Origin of the sequence: Stutzerimonas stutzeri (assembly GCF_019090095.1) — a bacterium.
GTDB lineage: Bacteria > Pseudomonadota > Gammaproteobacteria > Pseudomonadales > Pseudomonadaceae > Stutzerimonas > Stutzerimonas stutzeri_AN.
Window position 1 is genome coordinate 1 of record NZ_JAGQFP010000004.1, and the last position, 21,882, is coordinate 21,882.

Annotated in this window: 20 protein-coding genes; 5 read left to right on the forward strand and 15 right to left on the reverse strand. The window is 59.7% G+C overall.

Going from position 1 to position 21,882, the window contains the following annotated elements:
* Window positions 1-461 precede the first annotated feature (461 nt).
* Complete coding sequence (locus tag KVO92_RS21515; protein ID WP_217477632.1) at window positions 462-1,214, forward strand: phytanoyl-CoA dioxygenase family protein; 753 nt, start codon at window positions 462-464, stop codon at window positions 1,212-1,214.
* 92 nt (window positions 1,215-1,306) lie between these two features.
* Window positions 1,307-1,756 carry a cyanase gene (cynS, locus tag KVO92_RS21520; protein ID WP_217477633.1) on the forward strand — a complete coding sequence of 150 codons (450 nt, stop codon included), beginning with the start codon at window positions 1,307-1,309 and terminating at the stop codon, window positions 1,754-1,756.
* Here cynS and KVO92_RS21525 read toward each other — a convergent pair.
* Window positions 1,750-2,445: a c-type cytochrome gene (locus KVO92_RS21525; RefSeq protein WP_217477634.1), complete on the reverse strand. Its 696-nt coding sequence runs from the start codon at window positions 2,443-2,445 to the stop codon at window positions 1,750-1,752. The two genes, cynS and KVO92_RS21525, sit on opposite strands and share 7 nt — an antisense overlap.
* A gap of 353 nt (window positions 2,446-2,798) precedes the next feature.
* Between KVO92_RS21525 and KVO92_RS21530 the strand changes: the two genes are divergently transcribed.
* Both KVO92_RS21530 and KVO92_RS21535 read left to right on the forward strand, forming a co-directional pair.
* A complete protein-coding gene (locus KVO92_RS21530; RefSeq protein ID WP_217477635.1) occupies window positions 2,799-3,281 on the forward strand; it encodes an acyl-CoA thioesterase in 483 nt (160 codons plus the stop codon).
* 140 nt (window positions 3,282-3,421) lie between these two features.
* Entirely contained in the window at window positions 3,422-3,763 is a 342-nt protein-coding gene (locus KVO92_RS21535) for a zinc ribbon domain-containing protein YjdM (protein ID WP_217477636.1), read from the forward strand.
* A gap of 376 nt (window positions 3,764-4,139) precedes the next feature.
* Here the strand turns inward: KVO92_RS21535 and speA are convergent, their stop codons facing one another.
* The 9 genes from speA to KVO92_RS22925 form a co-directional block, all read right to left on the reverse strand.
* Window positions 4,140-6,053 (reverse strand): arginine decarboxylase, encoded by a 1,914-nt coding sequence (gene speA / locus KVO92_RS21540; RefSeq protein WP_217477637.1) that lies wholly within the window; start codon window positions 6,051-6,053, stop codon window positions 4,140-4,142.
* 121 nt (window positions 6,054-6,174) lie between these two features.
* Window positions 6,175-6,546: a translation initiation factor Sui1 gene (locus KVO92_RS21545; RefSeq protein ID WP_217477638.1), complete on the reverse strand. Its 372-nt coding sequence runs from the start codon at window positions 6,544-6,546 to the stop codon at window positions 6,175-6,177.
* 331 nt (window positions 6,547-6,877) lie between these two features.
* Window positions 6,878-7,966 carry a glycine oxidase ThiO gene (gene thiO / locus KVO92_RS21550; protein WP_217477639.1) on the reverse strand — a complete coding sequence of 363 codons (1,089 nt, stop codon included), beginning with the start codon at window positions 7,964-7,966 and terminating at the stop codon, window positions 6,878-6,880.
* Between the two features lie 36 nt (window positions 7,967-8,002).
* Window positions 8,003-8,446: a type IV pilin protein gene (locus KVO92_RS21555; RefSeq protein ID WP_217477640.1), complete on the reverse strand. Its 444-nt coding sequence runs from the start codon at window positions 8,444-8,446 to the stop codon at window positions 8,003-8,005.
* Window positions 8,446-12,783, reverse strand: a complete 4,338-nt coding sequence (locus KVO92_RS21560; RefSeq protein WP_217477641.1) for a pilus assembly protein — start codon at window positions 12,781-12,783, stop codon at window positions 8,446-8,448. The genes KVO92_RS21555 and KVO92_RS21560 overlap by 1 nt, the downstream gene beginning before the upstream one ends.
* A gap of 14 nt (window positions 12,784-12,797) precedes the next feature.
* Window positions 12,798-13,307 (reverse strand): pilus assembly PilX family protein, encoded by a 510-nt coding sequence (locus tag KVO92_RS21565; RefSeq protein ID WP_217477642.1) that lies wholly within the window; start codon window positions 13,305-13,307, stop codon window positions 12,798-12,800.
* Window positions 13,308-13,319: 12 nt separating this feature from the next.
* Window positions 13,320-14,429 carry a PilW family protein gene (locus KVO92_RS21570; protein WP_217477768.1) on the reverse strand — a complete coding sequence of 370 codons (1,110 nt, stop codon included), beginning with the start codon at window positions 14,427-14,429 and terminating at the stop codon, window positions 13,320-13,322.
* Between the two features lie 3 nt (window positions 14,430-14,432).
* On the reverse strand, window positions 14,433-14,849 hold the full coding sequence (pilV, locus tag KVO92_RS21575; RefSeq protein WP_217477643.1) for a type IV pilus modification protein PilV: 417 nt from the start codon (window positions 14,847-14,849) through the stop codon (window positions 14,433-14,435).
* Window positions 14,846-15,406: a GspH/FimT family pseudopilin gene (locus KVO92_RS22925; protein ID WP_217477769.1), complete on the reverse strand. Its 561-nt coding sequence runs from the start codon at window positions 15,404-15,406 to the stop codon at window positions 14,846-14,848. Before KVO92_RS22925 ends, pilV begins: the two co-directional genes overlap by 4 nt.
* A 131-nt stretch (window positions 15,407-15,537) precedes the next feature.
* Here KVO92_RS22925 and KVO92_RS21585 point away from each other — a divergent pair, with 131 nt between their 5' ends.
* Window positions 15,538-16,038: a GspH/FimT family pseudopilin gene (locus KVO92_RS21585; RefSeq protein WP_217477644.1), complete on the forward strand. Its 501-nt coding sequence runs from the start codon at window positions 15,538-15,540 to the stop codon at window positions 16,036-16,038.
* Here KVO92_RS21585 and ispH read toward each other — a convergent pair whose 3' ends face one another.
* The 5 genes from ispH to ribF all read right to left on the reverse strand — a co-directional run bounded on the left by ispH (window position 16,039) and on the right by ribF (window position 21,881).
* On the reverse strand, window positions 16,039-16,983 hold the full coding sequence (gene ispH, locus KVO92_RS21590) for a 4-hydroxy-3-methylbut-2-enyl diphosphate reductase (RefSeq protein WP_217477645.1): 945 nt from the start codon (window positions 16,981-16,983) through the stop codon (window positions 16,039-16,041).
* A 147-nt stretch (window positions 16,984-17,130) separates the two neighbouring features.
* Complete coding sequence (gene fkpB / locus KVO92_RS21595) at window positions 17,131-17,568, reverse strand: FKBP-type peptidyl-prolyl cis-trans isomerase (RefSeq protein ID WP_217477646.1); 438 nt, start codon at window positions 17,566-17,568, stop codon at window positions 17,131-17,133.
* Window positions 17,561-18,064, reverse strand: a complete 504-nt coding sequence (gene lspA / locus KVO92_RS21600) for a signal peptidase II (RefSeq protein WP_217477647.1) — start codon at window positions 18,062-18,064, stop codon at window positions 17,561-17,563. The genes fkpB and lspA overlap by 8 nt, the downstream gene beginning before the upstream one ends.
* Window positions 18,065-18,097: 33 nt before the next feature.
* The gene (gene ileS, locus KVO92_RS21605) at window positions 18,098-20,929 is read right to left on the reverse strand and encodes an isoleucine--tRNA ligase (protein ID WP_217477648.1); all 2,832 of its coding nucleotides are present in this window, start codon (window positions 20,927-20,929) and stop codon (window positions 18,098-18,100) included.
* Window position 20,930: 1 nt separating this feature from the next.
* Window positions 20,931-21,881 carry a bifunctional riboflavin kinase/FAD synthetase gene (ribF, locus tag KVO92_RS21610; RefSeq protein ID WP_217477649.1) on the reverse strand — a complete coding sequence of 317 codons (951 nt, stop codon included), beginning with the start codon at window positions 21,879-21,881 and terminating at the stop codon, window positions 20,931-20,933.
* Window position 21,882: the final 1 nt, after the last annotated feature.

Sequence of the window (21,882 nt, forward strand, 5' to 3'; positions counted from 1 at the left end):
CCTGCGCACCGCCGCGCTTCCGACACCGCACACCGCCTCGCTTTTGTAGGAGCTGGCTCTGCCTGCGACCCGCCCCATCGAACGACATCGTCAGCACCTGGCTCGCCCATACGCCAATGCGCCGCACCAACCTGATCGACACCTGTTCCTGCGACAGCTCCGCGAAAGCTTCACGAACTAGGCTGTCGCGGTTTTCGCTGAGTGCGCTCGCGAAACCCGCGCAGGGTCACAAGCCGTGCGTCTGGCCTTCAATACGATGCGGAACAGCGGCCGGCCACAAGCCGGTGCGGCGGTTCCGCTTTTTTATTCCGATGCAAAGACCGCGCGCAGGGAAGGAAGAGGGGTAAAGGTCGCTGCAGGATGGTTGCGATTGTCGCCTCGTGCGGCCCATCCTCCCGTCGGGATCGAACCTCGGGGGCACTCTACCGGCCCAACCGTTGAGATCAACGACGGAACCGCCTATGCCTACCACCTCTGCCGCGCTAGAAGCGCTCCATACCGACGGCTTCGTGCTGCTGCCGGGCGTGCTGGATGCCGCTCAGGTCGACGCCGTACGCGCCGCGATCGACGCGATCGAGCCGATCCATTGGGATTACCAGGGTCTGGTGGATGATCATTACAAGTGCGTTTTCAATCGCGATCCCTTCTGGCTGCCCTACCTCGACCTGCCAGGCGTGATCGAGCTGGCTGAGGCCTGCCTGGGCGCCGATTGTCATGTGATCGGACAAACCGCCTGGCGCAGCCATCCGGGTTTCGTCGGTGGCGAGCTGCATGCCGATTATCTGGCCATGGAGCTGCCGGAGCGCTGGCTGGCCGAGCCCGGCTTCGAGCTGCCCATGCAGATCTGCACGGCGCATCTGTATCTCGACCGGATCGATGCGGACCTGTGCCCGACGCAGGTGATCCCCGGCAGCCACCGCGCCGGACGTAAACCGCGCCCCGGCGAAACCCACTGGCACGGTTGCGAGCCGGAGCCGGTGCTCTGCGAAGCCGGCGACGTACTGCTGTTTCGCAGCGATCTCTGGCACGCCGGCAGCCGCAACCGGACGTCTGACCGTAGCCGCTACCTGCTGCAGGTGCACTATGGGCGTCGGATGATTGCGCAGAAGTTCTCGCCATACCTGCAATGGCGCTTCAACCCGCACGTGCTTGCGGCCGCGACGGCCCGCCAGCGACGCCTGCTCGGCGACCACGAACCCTCCGAATACGATTGATTCCGAAACCGCGGTGCTGGCACAGCCCCTGCAGAGAGCTAGCCAACCAGCCTACCGCTGGCTGGCTCAGACTATCTCGACGAGGATCCGCCATGATTTCCTGCCGCAGCCAAGTGACCCAGATGATCGTTTCAACCAAGGTGCGTAAAGGCCTGACCTGGCGCCAGGTTGCCGAATCCATCGGCATGTCCAAGGAGTGGACGACCGCCGGCTGTCTCGGGCAGATGGCATTCGACAAGCCCCAGGCGGAAACCCTCGGCAAGCTGTTCGAACTGCCCGACGAAGCGGTCGCCTGGCTGCAGATCGTGCCCTATAAAGGGTCACTGCCGACGGCGGTGCCCACCGACCCGCTGGTCTATCGTTGGTACGAGCTGATCAACGTCTATGGCAGCACCATCAAGGAGCTGATCCACGAGGAGTTCGGGGACGGCATCATGAGCGCCATCGATTTTTCCATGGACATCCAGCGCCAGCCGGACCCGAAGGGTGACCGGGTCAATGTGGTGATGTCCGGCAAGTTCCTGCCCTATAAAAGCTACTGAGCGGAGCTCAATGCCGGTTTGGTTCCGAGCAATTGCGCGCTGGCCTGTAGTTCCTGCTGCTCGCTCAGGTGTAGCTGGGTCAGGTAGGCGACGACCGATTCGATATCTGCCTCGGACAGCTTGTCGGCGATCCCCATCATCACCGAGCCGGCGCGGCTGGGGTCGTGGGTACGAAACCGGTTCAACGCCTTGCTCAGGTATTCACTTGGCTGGCCGGCCAGGCGCGGCATGTTCTCCTTGCCCTGCGCGTGGCTACCATGGCAGCCGGTGCAGGTGTGCTGGAACAGCGTCTCGCCACGCTGGACCAGAGCCGCGTCACTGGCGACCGCCTTCGGCTCGACTTTCTGCTGGCTGAAGTACACGGCGATGTTCACCCGGTCCTCGAGCGTCAGGCTCTTGGCCAGCTTCGACATGACGAAGTCGATGCGCTCGCCCTTGGCGAACTTCTCGAACGAATGAAACAGATAGATGGGGTTCTGCGACGCCAGGTTGGGGATGTGCGGGCGTTTGCTGTTGCCATTTTCGCCATGACAGTAGCCACAGAACAGGGCGCGCTCCTGGCCTGCCGTGTAGGCCTGCGCGCGCCGCTCGGCATCGCCCATCAGGTAATGAAAGCGTTCGATCGCCTCCTCGCCCGCATGGGCGAATGGGACGAGGCAACTGAGCAGTACGAGGGTCATGAGGCGCATGGGCGAGTCCGGTACGGGCTGTTGTGAGTCTGAAAGCAGCCCTGGACTATAGGGAGAAAAACAGCCGGGACACTGGCGCAAGTCAATAAAGCCTCATCCCCGCGCCCGGTTTTTTGCCGGCTGCGCATCGATTCGCATAATGCCAACGCCAGTTCGGCCCAGAGCGACATGGAGCCGATGCCATCACCGGGCATACCGAACGGAGCGCACCGGCTATGCTGCACATAAGCCTGCGCGCTAATGCCACATTGACCCTCGAAAAATAAACTGAAGGCAGAGCGCGCCGAGCGCACACAGCCGCTTCGTATTCGACTAAAGTAGCGGCCCCTTTTTGCCAGCACGAGCCGCGCACCATGCTAGATGGACATGCCGAACTGACCATGACCGTACTGATGACCCCGGACAAGGCCAACTTTTCCGGCAACGTTCACGGCGGCACGCTGCTCAAATACCTCGACGAAGTCGCCTATGCCTGCGCCAGCCGCTACGCCGGCCAGTATGTGGTGACCCTGTCGGTGGACCAGGTCAACTTCCGCCAGCCGGTACACGTTGGTGAGCTGGTGACCTTTCTCGCCTCGGTCAACTACACCGGCAACACCTCGATGGAGATCGGCATCAAGGTGGTGACCGAGGACATCCGCCAGAAGACCGTCCGCCACACCAACAGTTGCTTCTTCACCATGGTGGCAGTTGGCGAGGATGGGCGTCCCACCACTGTCCCGACACTCCAGCCGCAGACGCCGGATCAGAAACGTCGCTTCGCCCAGGCCCAGCAGCGCCGGCAGATTCGCCGCGAACTGGAAGAGCGCTACCGGGCGATCAAGGACGATTATTGAGTCGAGGGCTGTCACCCGTTCGCGCAGCACCCTGACAGTCCGGCAGCCTGTATGAGGGGCGGGTCGGCACGCCGATCGCCCTTGGCCCGCTAAAACCCTATATAATTCGCGGCTTTTCTTTCGCCAACCGAGGATTTGCCGTGAGCGCTTTGCCAGCCTGCCCCCAATGCCACTCCGAATACACCTACGAGGACGGCCAGATGCTGGTCTGCCCCGAGTGCGCCCACGAGTGGTCTGCCACTGCAACCGTGACGGACGGCGACGATGAAAAGACGATCAAGGATTCGGTCGGCAATACGCTGCAAGACGGCGACACGGTCACGGTGATCAAGGACCTGAAGGTCAAGGGATCATCGCTGGTAGTCAAGGTCGGCACCAAGGTGAAGAACATCCGCTTGGTCGATGGCGACCACGACATCGATTGCAAGATCGACGGCATCGGCGCGATGAAGTTGAAGTCCGAGTTCGTCCGCAAGGTCTGAGCACGGCTCTGCGCTCGATGGATCGCTTCTACCGGTCCGCTGAGTCAAGTCACAGGAATGACAAAAGCCTATCGGTTCCGCGACCGGAGGGTGTGCCGGTGTGGTGGGCTGAAGCATCCCGGTGGGGTTCTGCCCGCCTTACACCTGCGCGGCGTAAAGCAGCTCGTGGGAGCGGTCTCGACCGCGAACAGCTCTGGCGCAGATCGAGTCGCGGTCAAGACGGCTCCCACACGCACCTCGTCTCTGGTTGAAGGGTCCGCCTCCAGCCGCGAATCACAGCCGGCGGAAAAGCGGTATCCACAAGCTCATCCTGTGAGAACTGGCTGGCTGACGATCAGATGCCAACGACTGGCACCTGATCGACGCGCCGCCCCGCTCAAGGCGTGAGATACGACGAACGAGTCAGCCCCAGCCGCAACGCATCGATATATTGCGTGCGTTCCTTGGCACTCAGGCGCGCGCTCGATACCTTGTCGCGGTAGTAGGTCATCAGCTCTTCAGGGGACAGGTGCACATAGCGCAGCATGTCCTCGATGGTGTCGTGGGTCTCGATGCCCGCGTGGTAGAAGCTGCCATCCTCGCGCTGATAGACGTTCACCGAATCGGTATCGCCGAACAGGTTGTGCATGTCACCAAGGATTTCCTGGTAGGCACCCACCAGGAACACACCGAGGAAGTATTCCTCGCCCGCCTGGATCTCATGCACCGGCATGCTGTTCTCGATGCTCTGCTCATCGACGTAATGCTTGATCTTGCCGTCGGAGTCGCAGGTCAGGTCCTGCAGTACGGCGCGCCGCACGGGCTCTTCGTTCAGCCGTTGCAGCGGCACGATCGGCAGGATCTGGTCGATGGCCCAGGTGTCCGGCAGGCTCTGGAACACCGAGAAGTTGCAGATGTATTTGTCAGCCAGCTTGTCGTTGAGCTCGTCCAGTACCGCCCGATGTGAGCGCTGACGCGCCTTGAGCTGGTTGTACAGGCGGCGGCAGATGGCGAAGTAGCTCTGCTCGGCGAGCGCTTTCTGCGCCAGCGACAACTTGCCCGAGGCATATTGAGCGGCCGCCTCGCTCATGTAGTGGGTGGCGCGCCAGTAGGTTTCGGTGACCATCTCCGGGTCGGTCGGGCCGAGCAGGTCGGCCAAGGCCTGGACGATCTCTGGCAGCTCATCGTAGTTCTCGATCACGGGCGCTTCGTCGTTGTGACGCTCGAAGTCGGTGACCTGCATGACCAGCACCGCATGGTGCGCAGTCATGGCCCGCCCGCTCTCGGAAAAGATGTGCGGGTGCGGCAGCTCCTGCCGATCGCAGAATTCCTTCAGCATGCCGACCACAGTGCCGGCATATTCGTCGATGTCGTAGTTTATCGAGCTGGCGTTGCGTGAATGCGTGCCGTCGTAGTCGACCCCGAGACCACCGCCCACGTCGATGTGGTCGACCGGCAGCCCCAGGGCGCGCAGCTCGGCGTAGTAGCGGATCGCTTCACGGAACCCGTCGCGGTAGTCAGCCAGGTTGGCGATCTGCGAGCCCATGTGAAAGTGCAGCAAACGTACGCCCTGCTCCACACCTGCCGCGCGGAAGCGCTCGATGACGGTAAGCAGCTGCGCGGCGGACAGGCCAAATTTAGACTTCTCGCCGCCAGTGTCCGCCCATTTGCTGGATGCCAGCGATGACAGGCGCACCCGCAAGCCAACCTGCGGCACGATCTTGAGCTCCGCCGCTTCCTCGATCACCAGCCCGACTTCGGACATCTTCTCGATGACGATGAACACGTTATGACCGAGCTTCTGGCCCATCAGCGCCAAGCGGATGAATTCGCGGTCCTTGTAACCATTGCAGACGATGGTGCCGCCTTTGGGCGCCAGGGCCAGAACGGCCATCAACTCAGGCTTGGAACCGGCCTCCAGACCAATCGCGACGTTCTGCGTAGCGATAATGTTCTCGACCACAGCTTCCTGCTGATTGACCTTGATCGGGTACAGCGCGGTGTACTTGCTCTGGTATTCGAGGCGCTCGATATTGGCATCGAATGCGCCCGTCAGGCGGCGCACCCGGTCCTGCAGGATCCCGGGGAAACGGACCAGCAGCGGCAGCGTCAGGCCGGCGTCGCGCAGCTGCTCGATCAATCCGGTGAATTCGACGGCTTCGCCAGTCGGTCCTTGGGGGCGGACTTCGACATGACCATCATCGTTGATCGAAAAGTAGCCAGCTCCCCAGTGGCGAATGCCGTAGACGCTACGGCTGTCCGCTGCGGTCCACTGGCTGCCGTCATCTTTACGTGTACGTCGTACGGGCATCTAAGCCTCCTGAGCGTGGGTGGGCCTGCCGAGCATAGCGCGACGACAGAAGGGCGACTCCGGTTGGACAGCCGGTACGCAGATAAATAAGCGCAAGCGCGCCATGGAATGGAACACGACCTCAGCCACCCGACTTCTTCGCCTTGAAACCGCGCTTGGTCAATTCCTCGAGCAGGAGCTGAACATGATCGCCTTGAATCTCGATCACACCGTCCTTGAGCGCGCCGCCGGTCCCGCAACGACGCTTGAGCGCACTGGCAAGCTCCTTGAGCTCGGCTTCGGCCAGCGGTACGCCGGTGATGGTCGTCACGGTCTTGCCACCGCGCCCCTTGCTCTCCCGGCGAACCCGGGCGATGCCGTCGCCTTCCGGGATAATCGACTGCTTGCAGACACAGGCGTCCAGGGGCTGGCTGCAATCGGGGCAGTGCCGCCCGGCATCGGTGGAAAACACCAGCCCGCCAAGGCCAGACAAGGAAGTGGTTTTCTTGGCCACACGAACCTCTTGAGCGAAGAAATCGGCGCCGCCAGAGCGAGCGCCACAAAGCCGGGCAATTTAACAGCAATTAGGCGCCGTACGTAGACCCGGGGATCGTCCAGGCCAGTAATAGAGCAATCGGTAGCCGGTGCGACCCGGCCATGGTGAGCGGCTTGCTGAGAACCTGTGCTTTGCACCGCGGGCGAAGCTGGTCTTGAGGCTGCACGCCCTGCACCTGTCATATCCCCGGCATACAGTCGCGAAACGAGGCCAGGCGGATGCGATCGCGCCTCGACAAGGTCGAGAACGAATCAGATCGACTCAGTTGCGGGCTCCGCGGCGGTCTACGTCAAAGCCGTCCGGCCGGCGCGTAAGGCTCGGGATCGATGCAAGGCGCCTGTCCAGTCATCAGATCGGCAAGCACCTGGCACGAAGCAGGCGCAAGCACCAGACCGTTACGGAAATGGCCGCAGTTGAGCCAAAGCCCTTCATGCCCGGGCACCGGTCCGATATAAGGCACGCCCTCGGGAGAAGCGGGACGCAAACCGGCCCAATGCTTGGCGACCTCGGCATCGGCCAACGCCGGCAGCAGCTCGATGGCAGTCGCCCTGAGGCTCTCCAGCGCATCTTCGGTCGGCGTCTTGTCGAACCCAACGTCCTCCAGCGTGCTGCCCACGAGGACATGCCCATCGCGTCGTGGAATGGCGTAGCGCCGCTTGGCCAGCACCATACTCGGCAGGAAATCCTCGGCGCATTTGAAGAGAATCATCTGCCCTTTCATGGGTTTGACCGGAAGCGTTAGCCCCAGCGTTGCAAGCAACTGTCCACTCCAGGCGCCCGCCGCTACTACAACCTGATCGGCACGCATCTCGCCTTTGGCCGTTTGCACGCCAACGATACGCGCCCCTTCATGGACGAAACCGCTCACGGGGCAGTGCTCGATGATCGTTACATTGGGCAACTTGGCTAAAGCGGCACGCAGCGCCTGTAGCAAGCGTGGGTTACGGACATTGGCTACACCCGGCATGTATATCGCCTTGGCGAAGCCCGCGCCAAGCGCAGGTACAGCCAGATGCACCTGGTCCATGCCGACCCGGCGCAGCGGGCGCCCTTCGCGCTCAGCCCAGGCCAACGCCTCATCCTCGTCATCCAGGTCCAGCCAATACAACCCCGTCTCGTGCACCTCGGGATCGATGCCGGCCTGCTGAAAAAGCGCGTCACCCAGCTGCGGATAATAGTCCTGCGACCAGTGCGCCAATGCCGTAACTGCGGGGCTGTAACGCCACGGATAGAGCGGCGAGACTATTCCGCCGCCAGCCCAGGAGGCTTCGGTGCCGGTTGCTTGCTGGTCGAGCAGCGTTACTGAAGCCCCCCGCTGCGCCAGTTGCAATGCCGAAAGCAGCCCTATGACACCCGCGCCCACTACACAAATCTTCACCCAAAATCTCCGGGGCCGAGAACGAACCGCTGGATCTTACCAGCAGCGTGCAGTGGAGTCCGCAGACGCTGACGTCGCAGCCGTACGTGCCCCCGTATTGGATAGCGTAAAGGTATTACAACCGGTATCGCCTACCTGGGTGCCAGCGGCGGTCGCAGTGAGAACGAAGGTGGTGGCGTTTATGACGCCAGTAAGCGCGTAATAGCCTTCCGGCGATGCGTAGGCGGCATCATATAAAGCCGCCTCGGCACAATCGTCGTGGTCGTATCGATTGAAACTGGTGAAGCAACGTGTCAGCTCCTGTGCGGAGCGGGTCAGCGCTGCCTTCGCATCGCTCCTGTTGCCCTTCATGACATATTCTCGATAGTTGGGGTAAGCGATAGCGGCCAGTACGCCGATCACCGCGACAACGATCATCAGTTCGATAAGCGTAAAGCCCGTGCTGCGTCCCGCATTTTTGAATTTCGTATAACGGGCCATTAGCGTAGTTGCCTCCAGGAAAGCCGTCCTTCGTTTGCACCGCCTTTCTCAACGGTCACATCGATCCCACCCGCGGTACCGCTGGCGAACTTGTATTCAATGTCACCCGCCGAAATAATTGCAGGGGTCTTGATGATGCCTTGTCTAGACTTCTTGCCGCTCATCGGATCGCCATTAACGAGATCGAGCTCATTGATCACACCATCACCGTTCACGTCGAACACAGGATACGCGAGACGGCCACCGCTCCAGGCATCAAGCTCCATCAACCAGCTTTCTCCTCCTGCAGAACAAACACTCTGGGATGGAATGACCGTCGGGAAAATAATTCGCCCGTTGCGCAATATCGGCGTGCTGACCACCCGTTCACCTTGTCGTCCCGAAGTACCGGTCATGTTTGGCTTTACCAAATCCAGATACCATCCTGACTTATTGCTGTAGTTAACCGTGGTGTTGGATATCTTGCGTAGCGATAGCGAACCGACGTCTGTTTCGGACAAAATGGTTTGGGCTACCAACGAACTCCTGGCATTGCTGCTAGTTTGGGGAACCGCTCCCCCGTCGTCGACGAGACCATAAAACGTCTCCACGCGCGATGTCGCCGGCGGAGTCGGGACGACAACATCGTCAGGCATGAAGTAGCTTCCGGTGCCAAAGAACACCATTAGCCGATTGCCATCCGGGTTATAACCCAACTCAGGCAACGAGGTAATCGGCTGTGTTTGCCCGGCCTCGTTCTTCGCTGCAAAGAGCGGCACGGGCGTATTGCCACTCTTATAAGCCACTTGCCAATTGGCTCGCGTTGTCGAGTTATTTCCGGTAAAAGCAAACTTCCACATATTCCCAGCTAAGTCGCCGGCATAAGCCTGAATTAGAGTGCGCTGCCCGTTAGCCAGCAGCGCCGGCCCGGACAGGCCGTTAGCCGTAGCGCTTGTCGCTGTTGAGATAGCTACCCGGTCAGCCACCGAAGCGAGATTGACCACTAGCAATTTCGCCTGCTCGTTTTGGCTGTTGTACCCATTGCCGAATACAGCGCCCCATGTGCCATCAGGAAGACGGCCGACCACACCGGGGCTCATGACGTGGCCTATATCCGACCAATTGACATCATCTAGCTCGAACAAGACGTCAGCGGGCCGAAATCCGGTCGCGCTACCTGCGTTGGTCAAGTCCAAGGCGAACACTCCACGGTAGCCTGCGCCGTAGCTCCCTATTGCAACCGTACGCCAAGATCCGTTGATATAGGCATCACCAATAAAAATCGGTCCATCGACAAAGTAGCGATGCGGGTTCGACAACTTTCCATAGTCAGGCGCGGTAATCCTACGAATATCTGCAAAGACTTTGCTCGGCATATACGCAAAGGCTTCCACGCCGGTCGAGGCGTTAAATGCATGCAGCATTCCATCATTCGCACCTACCAGCAGCAAAGGACTTTTGCTCGCCTTAGTTGCGACATAAGCTGCGTATGTATCGGCTCCTGGAGTGCCAGCGGGCAACCTGCCATAACCGTAATCCTGAGCACCGACGAACACCGGGTCAGAGTTAACGACATCACCCAGTAGATAATCCCTTTTACGAAGTTCTCCAGCTGGCTGCTCCTGATCGCGAGCGCCTTTTAGCCAGGCTAGCCGTCTCTGACCGAGCGTCGTCTGTTCCGTAGTCAAAGTTTGACTCGAGGCACCCGCCAGTGCCGCCTTCTGCGCCGCGGTCAGCGACGACCAGTCCAAACTAACGCCGGAACTGCCGGTCCAGGTCACGATATTCCGGCTGCCCGGAGAGGGAATCTTGCCCGATTGGTTGGTGTCCCACGCGACGACACTAATATCGCCTCCAGCCGCTACTTTGTATGCGAGAAGCTGACCGCTCCAGTCATTGCTATTGAACCGAGCTTGGTAGATCAGCGTTTCGGTGTCCAACCGGGTCGAGTTGGTTGCAACCGACGCAGACGAGGACGCACTCGCCGCAACCTGCTCGAACGCTTTCGCAAGCGAGGCCTCTAGCTGCGCGGGGTTGCTTGCAAAGAAATAGGTGTCGGGGATGCCGTCTCCGTCTGCATCCCACTCCTCTCGCGTGTTGGGCTTGCCATCGTTGTTGATGTCTTCAAAACCGCCCCATTTGGCTGCGTAATAAAGCGGCTGCTCGAGCGATTTGGCTGAGGTGCTACCGATAACATAGGTACGCGTGGTTGTGGTGGTACCGGCTAGGTTGCACGGCCCTTCCGTACCACTGCTGCGACATGAGCCAGCCTCACCGGTACCTGCACCCGGGTTGGGATCGGTCGGGAACGGGAAACCATTGATGCCGGAATGAACGTGGAAACCGTCCGACTCAGTACCGCCTATGACGTAGCCGAACCCCATTTTGTCGCCAGTCGACTGGGCCATGACCTGGCTAGTCACGCTGATGGTCGACCCTGAAATGGCGTAATCGATCACGCCCCACATATCTTGGTCGTAGTCGCCGCCCTGTTCGCTATCTTCCCAGTTGACGTAAAGCTTCCCTGCGGAGCTGGACGCATTGACGACCTTGAAGTCGACGATCGCGCAGTTGCCGCCGATAGAACTGTTCTTACAAGCTGGAAGGATGCTTATCTTCTTCCCGTTTGCGAGCGGGATCTCGACTTTAGGCACGGCGGGAGACAAGGCCACGCCATAGGTCTTGACTTTCTGGTTCCCCGAAAGCGCCGGGAGGAGGTCGTGGGTCCGGGCGTAATTGGCAAGCCCCGCGATCTTGTACGTTCCTTCCAGCCGGGGAGCGTCGGGGCAGGTTCCGGATGCATCGGACAGGTTAGCAATGGTCTTGGGCGTGCACAGGCCATCGGCGGAAGTGCCAGATTTCCCAATGAAGAACGACCCTCCGTTGATTGACTCTCCGGCTCCCACCGCATTCGTGCTGGAAGTAGGCGAACCTAACGAGGAGAGGTTGTCGCCGTCGTACGAGGTCGTACTAGCATTGAATTGAATGACGTTAAGCGGCGCACAAGAGTTCGCACTGGTGATCGGGGTACTCCAAGCGGGCGAGATCAAACCACTGATCTTGTCAGGGTTCGACACAGCAAAAGCAGGGGAGCCGCCAGATAGATAACTGAGCGATTCTTGAAAAATCTCAGCTTGCGGATTACCCCAATTGGTGCATTGCCCGTTATTGAAAGAAGATTTCCCCCAGCTACAGTTATCGCCACTGCTGTTATTGTACGTACCATCAGCAAAGTCGTAACCATAAATGGTCAGTTTATTGAGTGCACTGATGATCCCCCCCGTGGCAGGTGCAGACTGAAACACCCCCGTATCGGCAGCGATCTCATCATTCATGCTCGAGACGTTCTTGCGCAACACACCACCTGACTTGTTCTTGCTGTACGACCCTGTCATCAGACCGAACTTAATCAGATTGCTATCACCATATGTCTGCAACAAGCCAATTGGCTTGAGGGATGTGCCAGTTTCCGAGTTGTAGGCCTTGCACTTTTCGCCTCCAATCATGGACGCGGTAGTACATACCTTTACTCTAACGTTGAAGTCGCCGCCGCTTGACGAACTGCTGGGCTTCGAAGGGCTGTTTGAATACGCCTTGATTCCAGTCTTGCTCGCATCGTTGCCGTTGCTTTTATTTTGCTCGCCCGACCACCTACATTGCCAACGCTCATTCGCAGCCCAAAGCGAGTAATTGCCTTTTACCACTCGCATGAGGGGGGCACTGGTGGAGTTATGCGAAAAGCCGCTCGACTCGACCGTCGTATTGCAAATAGTCAAACCAGCAGTGGGCGAGTCGGTAAAATCCGTAACGGAAACGCCCGCCAGCTTAGGCAGATCGGAACCACGATAATACTTTGCAAAACTATGCGCGTCGTTGGGCAAAAAGGCGCGTTGTAGAACCGTTTCAGTTGCAGTATCGGTAGAGCGCAACCCGCCATAAAGTATCTTGCGGACAGCGTCGATGCGGGTCATGGTGGCCCAGTTCAAGAAATTTCCGGCCCACTGCCCTGTCGTGGTTCCACTGTTGCAATATTTATCTGTCGTCAAGCTGGCCGGCTCATAGCGCCCATTAGTGTATAAATAACACTTCTGGGAATCGAAATAGCCGTAGTAATCAATCTGATGATTATAAGTCGTATCAAGGAGGCCATCCTTGTTCACGTCCGAATAATCGTCGTACGCCTTGTAGAAGAGTTGATGATCCTTCGACATATTAAGCATGACGATAGGAGCGACCGGCGCATTCAGGAACAATGGCACGTTGCTGAGCGTGACGGCATTTGCGGACATTGCAACGGAGCCCACCAGTAACGCACTGAGGCATGCCTTGAGCGCAGACTTAAAAATCCAGTTTTTCATGCTTGTTCCTTGAGTCAGCGCTTGAAGGTCGACTGCAGCACAACGATGGAATTCCCAGAGCCGCCACCGGCACGGCTGGTCACGCGATAGACGCGGGATAACGTGTCCTCGCCAAACTTGGCGCTGTTTCCGGTTGTTGCCGCCGGCAACGCAGGGAGCAACTCGATAACGTATTGCGGGTTGGGAACGCCGTAGTTAAGGCTTGCCGTGACGGCCGGGCTTGCGCCCCAATTGAACACAGCTGCCGAGCCCCCGCATGACCACCAGAAGCAGGGATCGCCAGGGCGCGCCACGGGGGCAGAAACCGGTGCGGTGATAGTGGCTTTGCGAAGCTCGTTCTCCCCAGCCCTCAATCCCGCCTCGGCCACCTGAAAGGCAATGTTGCGGTCACGCATATTGCCCGCCATCGACTCCTGCAGATTCGCGTCCTGCATGCCAGCCAAACCGATAACGGTCAGCAGCAGCAACATGACCAACGCAACGATCAGCACGGCGCCGCGCTCTCTCCCGCCCATATCTTCCATTGAAAAAGCTCCTTAATCCAGGCGGCTGCGAACGCCGATGGTTGAAACGAAGACCTGCCGCAACCGACGATCCTGCGTGCCACCTGAAGGATTGACTGTACTGCCGTTGAACGTGATCTGCTGTGGCGTCTCGACGATATTGTCGTCATTGCTCTGCAACAGCATCCCGACTCGAACACTGGTTACTTTCGCCCAGTTAGCGACATGGGTAACGCGGTCTGCGTTGGAAATCGCGTTTGCTGCCACGTAGGAGTCAGGCGCGCCGTCGCCAGAGGTGTCGTAGCCATAGGTGATCTGCATGTCTTGAATGCCCTCGACCAACTCTACGGGCGCAGCCGATCCCACACGCTGATATAGAGCGCGTCGACCTGCCGGATTTACGCCGATGAAGTACGCCAAGCTGCTGATTCGAAGAAGTTCTGACTCAACGCCAAATACTTCTTCTGGTGGTGCCGACGATCCTCCCCAACTCGCCGGAGATGCGTTGCCCGGCGATCCAGATGCGGCGTGAACCACCAACGCCGCCGATGTTCCGTCAGCGTTTAGATTGGTCACCTGAAACACACGACTCTTCGAGCAGTCGGAAATCATGACGATGTCGTTTTCACAGAGAGAGCCATTGGCTGAGCACGCAGGTCCACCATCGGCTCCTGCAACGACTGGAGAATTGGTTTCGGCTCGGAGGTTGCCGCTGCTGTTGTTGGCCTTGATACCTACATCCCCAGCGAATGCACCGCGGATAAACATGACGTCTGTCCCAGCGACAGGCGCGACGCCCGAACCCCAACCGGGCACTGCCCCAACGTTATCCAGCCCTTCGATCGGCATTTCAAAGTCAAACAGCAGCTTGTCCCCGGCATTGCTCGGGGAGACGTTCAAGCCGTTGTGCAAATTGCTGTTAGCGCCGCTGGCGCAACCTGCGTAACCCGCCATGCGCGTATCGCGGCTGATGAAATCGATCGCCAGACGCCCGTTTTCCTGAATTCTGGAAAGTGCGTCCTGGGTCGTGTAGACGTGTTTGCTGCCGAGAAATATCTGCACGACACCGGTCATGAGAATCAGCCCGATGACCATCGCGATCATCAACTCGACCAGAGAAAGCCCTGCTTGGCCTCGTTTCATTAGCTAGATCCGTGTTTGGTAGTTGAACTCGTATGTAGCCCCGTCAGCTTCCTGCCAGGTCACTCGAACGCTGCAAAGCGTGACATCGCAGCTGACCTCGCCGTCTCCGGCGGGCAGAGTGTCGGCCAGCAAGCCAAGCCAGCCCGCGAGGTCCTGTGCCGCGAGGGTGCTTCCCGTCGGCGCAGAAGCAGAGAGCGAAAGGTCATAGTTGCCGGCCTGAGCCTTGTCCCGGTTGATACGCATGCGGTCGATCATGTCGTAAGCCAGAATATTGGCCTGTGAACGCAAATAAGAGCCCTGGTTGTATTGCAGTCCCCTGGCCTGCAACGCAGCAAGCCCTATCAAACCGACCGAGATGATCACCAGCGCGATCAATACTTCGATCAGGCTGAAACCGGCATCGTGCCTCTTGAATTTCATTCGCATACAGTTCCCTTGCATATGCTGGTACGACCCGCCAAACCAATCTGAACGGTTCGTGCCCGCTCGGTCGAAGCGTTCGACAGATCGACATCCCAACTGAAGACGTCGCTACTGGAGGATGCCCTGGCGAGGGTACCAATGCTCGAATAGCGTACCCACCCCCTCCCTGTGGCACCGTTACGCCCGGTGATCGTGCTGCCCGACGGTGGTACGTCGGAGATCCGAAGCAAATTGGCTGCGTTGTATACCGGCGTCGCCGTATCGGACTCTGCAGAATCAACGAAGATAAGCCAGCCTGCGGACCAGTTCCCGCTAGCGTAATCACAGTTATCGCGCGCAGCATTTGCTCGACAGATAACGACCCTGCGGCTTCGCTTGACCGCCTCCGAACGAGCGTATGTCACCGAAGTCGTCAGGTCGTTGATCAGCGAAGTGAGCCTGGTATTTCGGACGGACTGAGACAGCGCGGGGACAGCCGCGGCCAATAAAATCGCAAGTATCCCGATGGTGACCATCAGTTCGATGAGCGTGAAAGCTTGTTGAGGGCGTCGCATTTATGGATTCATCCCGCGCTTTTGATTTGCATCCTAGGAAGAGGCGAACTTAAAGTCTGCCCGGCACGGATGTGCGGCCAATCTAGGATGATGGTCGGTTGTATTAGGAAAATCACGCAAGGATGCATGCCATGAAACCCAGTGGATTCACATTATTCGAGCTTCTGATCACGCTTTCTGTCTTGTCTGTCACGTTATCAATCGCAGTGCCTCAGCTACGCGACTCGCTTGTTCAGGCAGAGGTAGACAGCACGACGCGTCTGCTCCTGGCGTCGATCAGCCAAGCCCGTCATGAGGCGATCAAACGAAATGCGTTTGTCGTCATGCGAGCCAACGGGCAATGGGAGGAAGGCTGGGCGATTTTTGTAGATAGCAACCAAAACGCTGAGCAGGATCCCGGCGAAGTCGTACTGTTCACCCATGCAGAGCAATCGAAGCTCCGGATACAGGGCAACAGCACACTGTCCGACTATATCGGTTACAGCGGCACGGGACGAAGCAGGCAGGCATCCGGCGCATTCCAGGCCGGCAGCCTGTTTATCTGCAGTGAGCAACGCACCAACAAGCTGATCGTTAGCGCGGGAGGCCGAACCCGCTCAGAAAGGATTGCCGGGAACAGCTGCCCAGGCTAATCACACCGCTTTGAGCCGCAGCTCCTTCGGCATCGAAAACGTGACATTCTCCGGCCGGCCATCCAGCTCGTCCATGCCCGTTGCGCCCCACTCGCGTAGCCGGTCGATCACACCGCGCACCAGCACTTCGGGTGCCGAGGCGCCGGCTGTAATACCGATTCGGTCGATTTTTTCGAACCATTCACGCTTGAGGTCTTGCGCACCATCGATCAGGTACGCCGGCGTAGCCATGCGCTCGGCCAGTTCGCGCAAGCGGTTGGAGTTCGAGCTATTCGGACTGCCGACCACCAGCACCACGTCGCACTCGCCGGCCAACTGTTTGACCGCATCCTGTCGATTCTGTGTGGCGTAGCAGATGTCGTCCTTGCGTGGCCCGCCGATGCTTGGAAAACGCGTACGCAGCGCATCGATCACGCGGCTGGTGTCATCCATGGACAGCGTCGTCTGGGTGACGAACGCCAGCGCTTCGGGGTGGCGGACCTGAAGGTTGGCGACATCTTTTTCGTCCTCGACGAGGTAGATCGAGCCGCCATTGGCAGTGTCGTACTGCCCCATGGTGCCCTCGACCTCCGGATGTCCCGCATGACCGATGAGGATGCATTCACGCCCCTCACGGCTGTACTTGGTCACTTCGAGATGGACCTTGGTCACCAGCGGGCAGGTCGCATCGAACACTTTAAGACCACGTTTTTCGGCCTCCATCCGCACCGCTTGGGAGACGCCGTGAGCGCTGAAGATGACGATAAAGTCATCTGGCACCTGATCCAGCTCGTCAACGAAGATGGCACCCCGCTCACGGAGGTCCTCGACCACGAACTTGTTATGCACGACCTCATGACGCACATAGATCGGCGGCCCGAAAACCTCGAGTGCGCGGTTGACGATTTCGATGGCGCGGTCGACACCGGCACAAAAGCCACGCGGATTGGCGAGTTTGATTTGCATAGGGGCTCTCGACGCTCTGGGCGGGTGAGTTGCGAAGTGTATGACTGTTCTTTCGTGCTGCTGGGCCAGAAGGCCGGTAGTGATGCGACACAATTGCCGACGAGCCATCAGCGCTTTCGTGCCTGAGCGGCCAGCCGACAAGCGGACTCAGACGGGTTTGACCTCGAATATTTCCACTTCGAAGTTCAACGCCTTGCCCGCCAGCGGATGGTTGAAGTCGACCGTGACCTGACGGTCGTCAAACTGTTTGACGATACCTGGCAGCTCGGTCTTGGCTGCATCATTGAATATCACCAGCAAGCCCTCGGACAACTCCATATCCTCGAACTGGCTCCGCGGCATGGTTTGCACGTTTTGCGGGTTGTGCTGGCCAAAGCCCTGTTCCGGCGCAATATGGAAGGTCCGCTTGTCCCCGGACTTGAGCCCGAACAGTTGCTGCTCGAATCCGGGCAACAGATTTCCATCTCCGACCTTGAACGTTGCCGGCTGCTTGTCGAAGGTTGTGTCGACCTGCTCGCCGTTTTCCAGGCTGAGCGCGAAATGCAGGGTAACCTGCGTGTCCGGACCGATACGCTGTTCAGTCATTTGCCATTTCTCTCGTTTTACTGCTACGGAACATGTCCAGTGCCAGCATCACCGCGCCAACGGTGATGGCGCTGTCGGCAATGTTGAAGGCAGGGAAATACCAGCGGTTCTGCCAGTGGACCAGAATGAAGTCGACCACGTGCCCAAGCACGACCCGGTCATACAGGTTGCCGAGCGCGCCACCCAACACCAAGGCTAGCGCGACGGCGAGCCAGCTCTCGCCTGGCTTGAGGCGCTTCAGCCAGACCACCAGAACTGCGCTGACGCCAATGGCAATCACTGCGAACAGCCATCGCTGCCAGCCGGAGTGATCGGCAAGGAAGCTGAACGCCGCTCCGGTGTTATAGGCCAGTGTCCAGGCGAAGTAGTCCGGGATCACCTCTACCTTCTGGTACAGGTGGAAGTTGGCCTCGACGTAGTGCTTGCTCGCCTGGTCCAACACGATGACCAGAACGCTCAACCAGAGCCACGCCAGCTTGCCGAAACGGGCGCTCATGCGAGTCGCCCTGTCGCTGAAATACCGCGGCCATCATGCATAGTGACGGACCTCTCCAGCACCTTCGATGTTCTCCACGCAGCGGCCACAGATTTCCGGGTGCTCAGCATGGGTTCCCACGTCTGGCAGGTGGTGCCAGCAACGTCCACACTTGGGGTTCTCGGTCTTACCGACCGACAATTTCAGGCCAGCCATTTCGCTCTCGACCGCATCGCCCGGCGCCTCGGCAAGCGGAGCGACTCGAACCGCCGACGTGATCAGAACGAAGCGCAACTCGTCGCCCAGCCTGGCCAGATCGGCGGCCAACGCCTCCTCGGCGTAGAGCACGACCTCGGCTTGCAGGTTGCCGCCGAGGGTCTTGGCCGCACGACGCGCCTCGAGCTCCTTGTTGACCGCCGCCTTGACGGCCATGACCTTCTCCCAGAACTCACGCCCCAACTCGACGTCGCCCGGCAACTCTGCAAGCCCTTCATACCAGGTGTTGAGCATCACCGACTCGTTGCGCTCGCCCGGCAGGTACTGCCAGATTTCGTCGGCGGTGAACGACAGGATCGGCGCGATCCAGCGCACCAGCGCTTCAGCGATGTGATACAGGGCCGTCTGGCAGGAGCGCCGCGGCAGGCTGTCGGCGCCGGTGGTGTACTGACGGTCCTTGATGATGTCCAGGTAGAAGCCGCCCAGCTCCTGCACACAGAAGTTGTGCACCTTCTGGTACACGTTCCAGAACTTGTAGGTGCCGTAGGCTTCCTCGATTTCCCGCTGCAACAGCAGGGTGCGGTCGATGGCCCAGCGGTCGAGCGCGATCAGGCGATCGGCCGGAACCAGATGCTGTGCCGGGTCGAACCCGTCGAGGTTGGAGAGCAGGAAGCGCGCAGTGTTGCGAATGCGGCGATAGGAATCGGCGCTGCGCTGCAGGATGACCTTGGAGACCGCCATCTCACCCGAATAGTCGGTAGAGGCCACCCACAGGCGCAGGATATCGGCGCCCAGGCTGTCGGTGACTTCCTGCGGCGCGACGACGTTACCCAGCGACTTGGACATCTTGCGTCCGTTCTCGTCGACGACGAAGCCGTGCGTCAGCAACCCCTTGTAGGGCGCATGGCCGTCGATCGCAGAGCCGGTCAACAGTGACGAATGGAACCATCCACGGTGCTGGTCGGATCCTTCCAGGTACAGGTCCGCACGGGGGCCATCTTCATGCCCCATCGGGTGCGAGCCGCGCATGACATGCCAGTGAGTGGTACCGGAATCGAACCAGACATCCAGGGTGTCGCTGATCTTCTCGTACTGCGCCGCTTCGTCACCGAGCAACTCGGCGGCATCCAGCTTCGACCACGCTTCAATGCCGCCCTGCTCCACACGCCGCGCGACCGCCTCCATCAACTCAACGGTGCGCGGATGCAGGTCGCCGCTTTCCTTGTGCAGGAAGAACGGGATCGGCACGCCCCAGGTGCGCTGACGCGAGATACACCAGTCCGGGCGCCCGGCGATCATGCCATGCAACCGCGCCTGGCCCCACGCCGGAACGAACTCGGTCTGCTCGATGGCGTCGAGCGCACGGCGACGCAGCGAGCTGCCATCGTGCGCAACCTTGTCCATGCCGACGAACCACTGTGCCGTGGCGCGGTAGATCAGCGGCGTCTTGTGTCGCCAGCAGTGCATGTAGCTGTGCTGGATCGACTCATGCTTGAGCAACGCCCCGACTTCTCGCAGCTTCTCGACAATCGCGGGATTGGCCTTCCAGATGAACTGGCCGCCGAAGAACGGCAGATCCGAGACGTAGACGCCATGGCTCTGCACCGGGCTGAGAATGTCGTCATTCTCCATGCCGTAGTGCTTGCAGGAGCGGAAGTCGTCTTCACCATAGGCCGGTGCGGAATGGACGATACCAGTGCCCGCGCCGGTTTCTACGTAATCGGCCAGATAGACCGGGGCAAACCGCTCGTAGAAGGGATGACGGAAACGAATGAGCTCCAGCGCCCTGCCCTCGCAGCGGGCGATGATTTCACCCTGCAGACCGTAGCGCTGCAGGCAGGATTCGACCAGCTCCTCGGCCAGCACCAGCAGCCTGTCGCCGGCATCGACCAGGGCATAGACAAAGTCGGGATGGACGTTCAGCGCCTGGTTGGCCGGAATGGTCCAGGGTGTAGTGGTCCAGATGACGATGCTGGCCGGTTTGACCAAAGACGCAACGCCGAAGGCCTCGGCCAGCTTGTCCGCATCCTCGACCTGAAAGGCCACATCGATCGCATCGGATTTCTTGTCCTGGTACTCGACTTCAGCCTCGGCCAACGCCGAGCCGCAATCGAAACACCAGTTCACCGGCTTCAGACCCTTGAAAACGAAACCGCCTTCGACCATTTTCGCCAGCGCGCGGATTTCGCCGGCTTCGTTGGCGAAGTCCATGGTGCGGTAGGGGTTGTCCCACTCACCGAGCACGCCGAGGCGGATGAAGTCGGCCTTCTGCCCTTCGATCTGCTCGGCGGCATAGGCGCGGCAGCGCTCGCGCGTCAGGTCGGCAGGCTGATTCTTGCCGTAAGTGATCTCGACCTTGTGCTCGATCGGCAGGCCATGGCAGTCCCAACCTGGGACATAAGGCGCATCGAAGCCGGCCAGGGTCTTGGAACGGACGATGAAGTCCTTGATGACCTTGTTCACCGCATGACCGATGTGAATGCTGCCGTTGGCATACGGCGGACCGTCGTGCAGGACGAACTTCGGACGACCTTCGCCGATCTGCCGCAGCTTCCCGTACAGGTCGATGCTGTTCCAGCGCTGCAGAATCTCCGGCTCGCGCTGTGGCAGACCGGCCTTCATCGGAAATGCCGTGGACGGCAGATTGAGGGTCGCTTTGTAATCGGTCATTTCAGTCCTGACTCGTGATAAAGGGTGAAGCCCGCCAGTATTCGCGAGCTGCGGCGATATCCGCTTCGATCGCCGCCTTGAGCGCCTCTAGCGAGGCAAAGCGCTGCTCATCCCGCAGCTTGTGGTGAAAGGTCACACGCAGCCGACGCCCATACAGGTCGCCCTGGAAGTCCAGCAAATGAACCTCCAGATGTGGATGCCCATCGCTTTGCACCGACGGGCGCACCCCGATATTGGCCACGCCCGGCTGCAGTTGTCCGTCGAGCTCCGTGCTGACCATAAACACACCGGTTAGCGGTGTGCTCCTGCGTTTGAGCTGGATATTCGCCGTGGGAGCACCAAGTTGGCGCCCCAGCGCCTGCCCGTGGAGGACCCTGCCGGTTATGCTGAACGGCCGGCCAAGCAGCTTCTGCGCCAGCGCCAAATCGCCATCGGCGAGCACCTGACGCAACCGAGTGCTGCTGACGCGCTCCCCGTCGACCTCGATGGTGGTGGCGGCCTCGACGGTAAAACCTTCGGCAGCGCCAGCCTGCAACAAAAAATTGAAGTCGCCAGCGCGGTCGCAGCCGAACCGGAAGTCATCGCCCACCTCAAGGTGCCGGACACCGAGGCCTTCGACCAGCGTTGCATGGACGAACTCGGCGGCGCTCAGCTCGCGCAAGCGGCGATTGAACGCCAGGCATAGCACCAGATCGACGCCCTGCTCGTCCAGCAACAGCAGCTTTTCACGAAGACGAGTCAGCCGCGCAGGCGCCTTGTCCGGAGCGAAATATTCACGCGGCTGCGGCTCGAAAATCACCACGCAACTGGGCACACCGAGGTCGGCGGCTCGCTCGCGCAGACGCGCCAGGATGGCTTGATGCCCCCGGTGAACGCCGTCGAAATTGCCGATGGTGGCGACGCAACCCCGATGTCGGGGCCGCAGGTTGTGTAGACCTCGAACCAGCTGCATA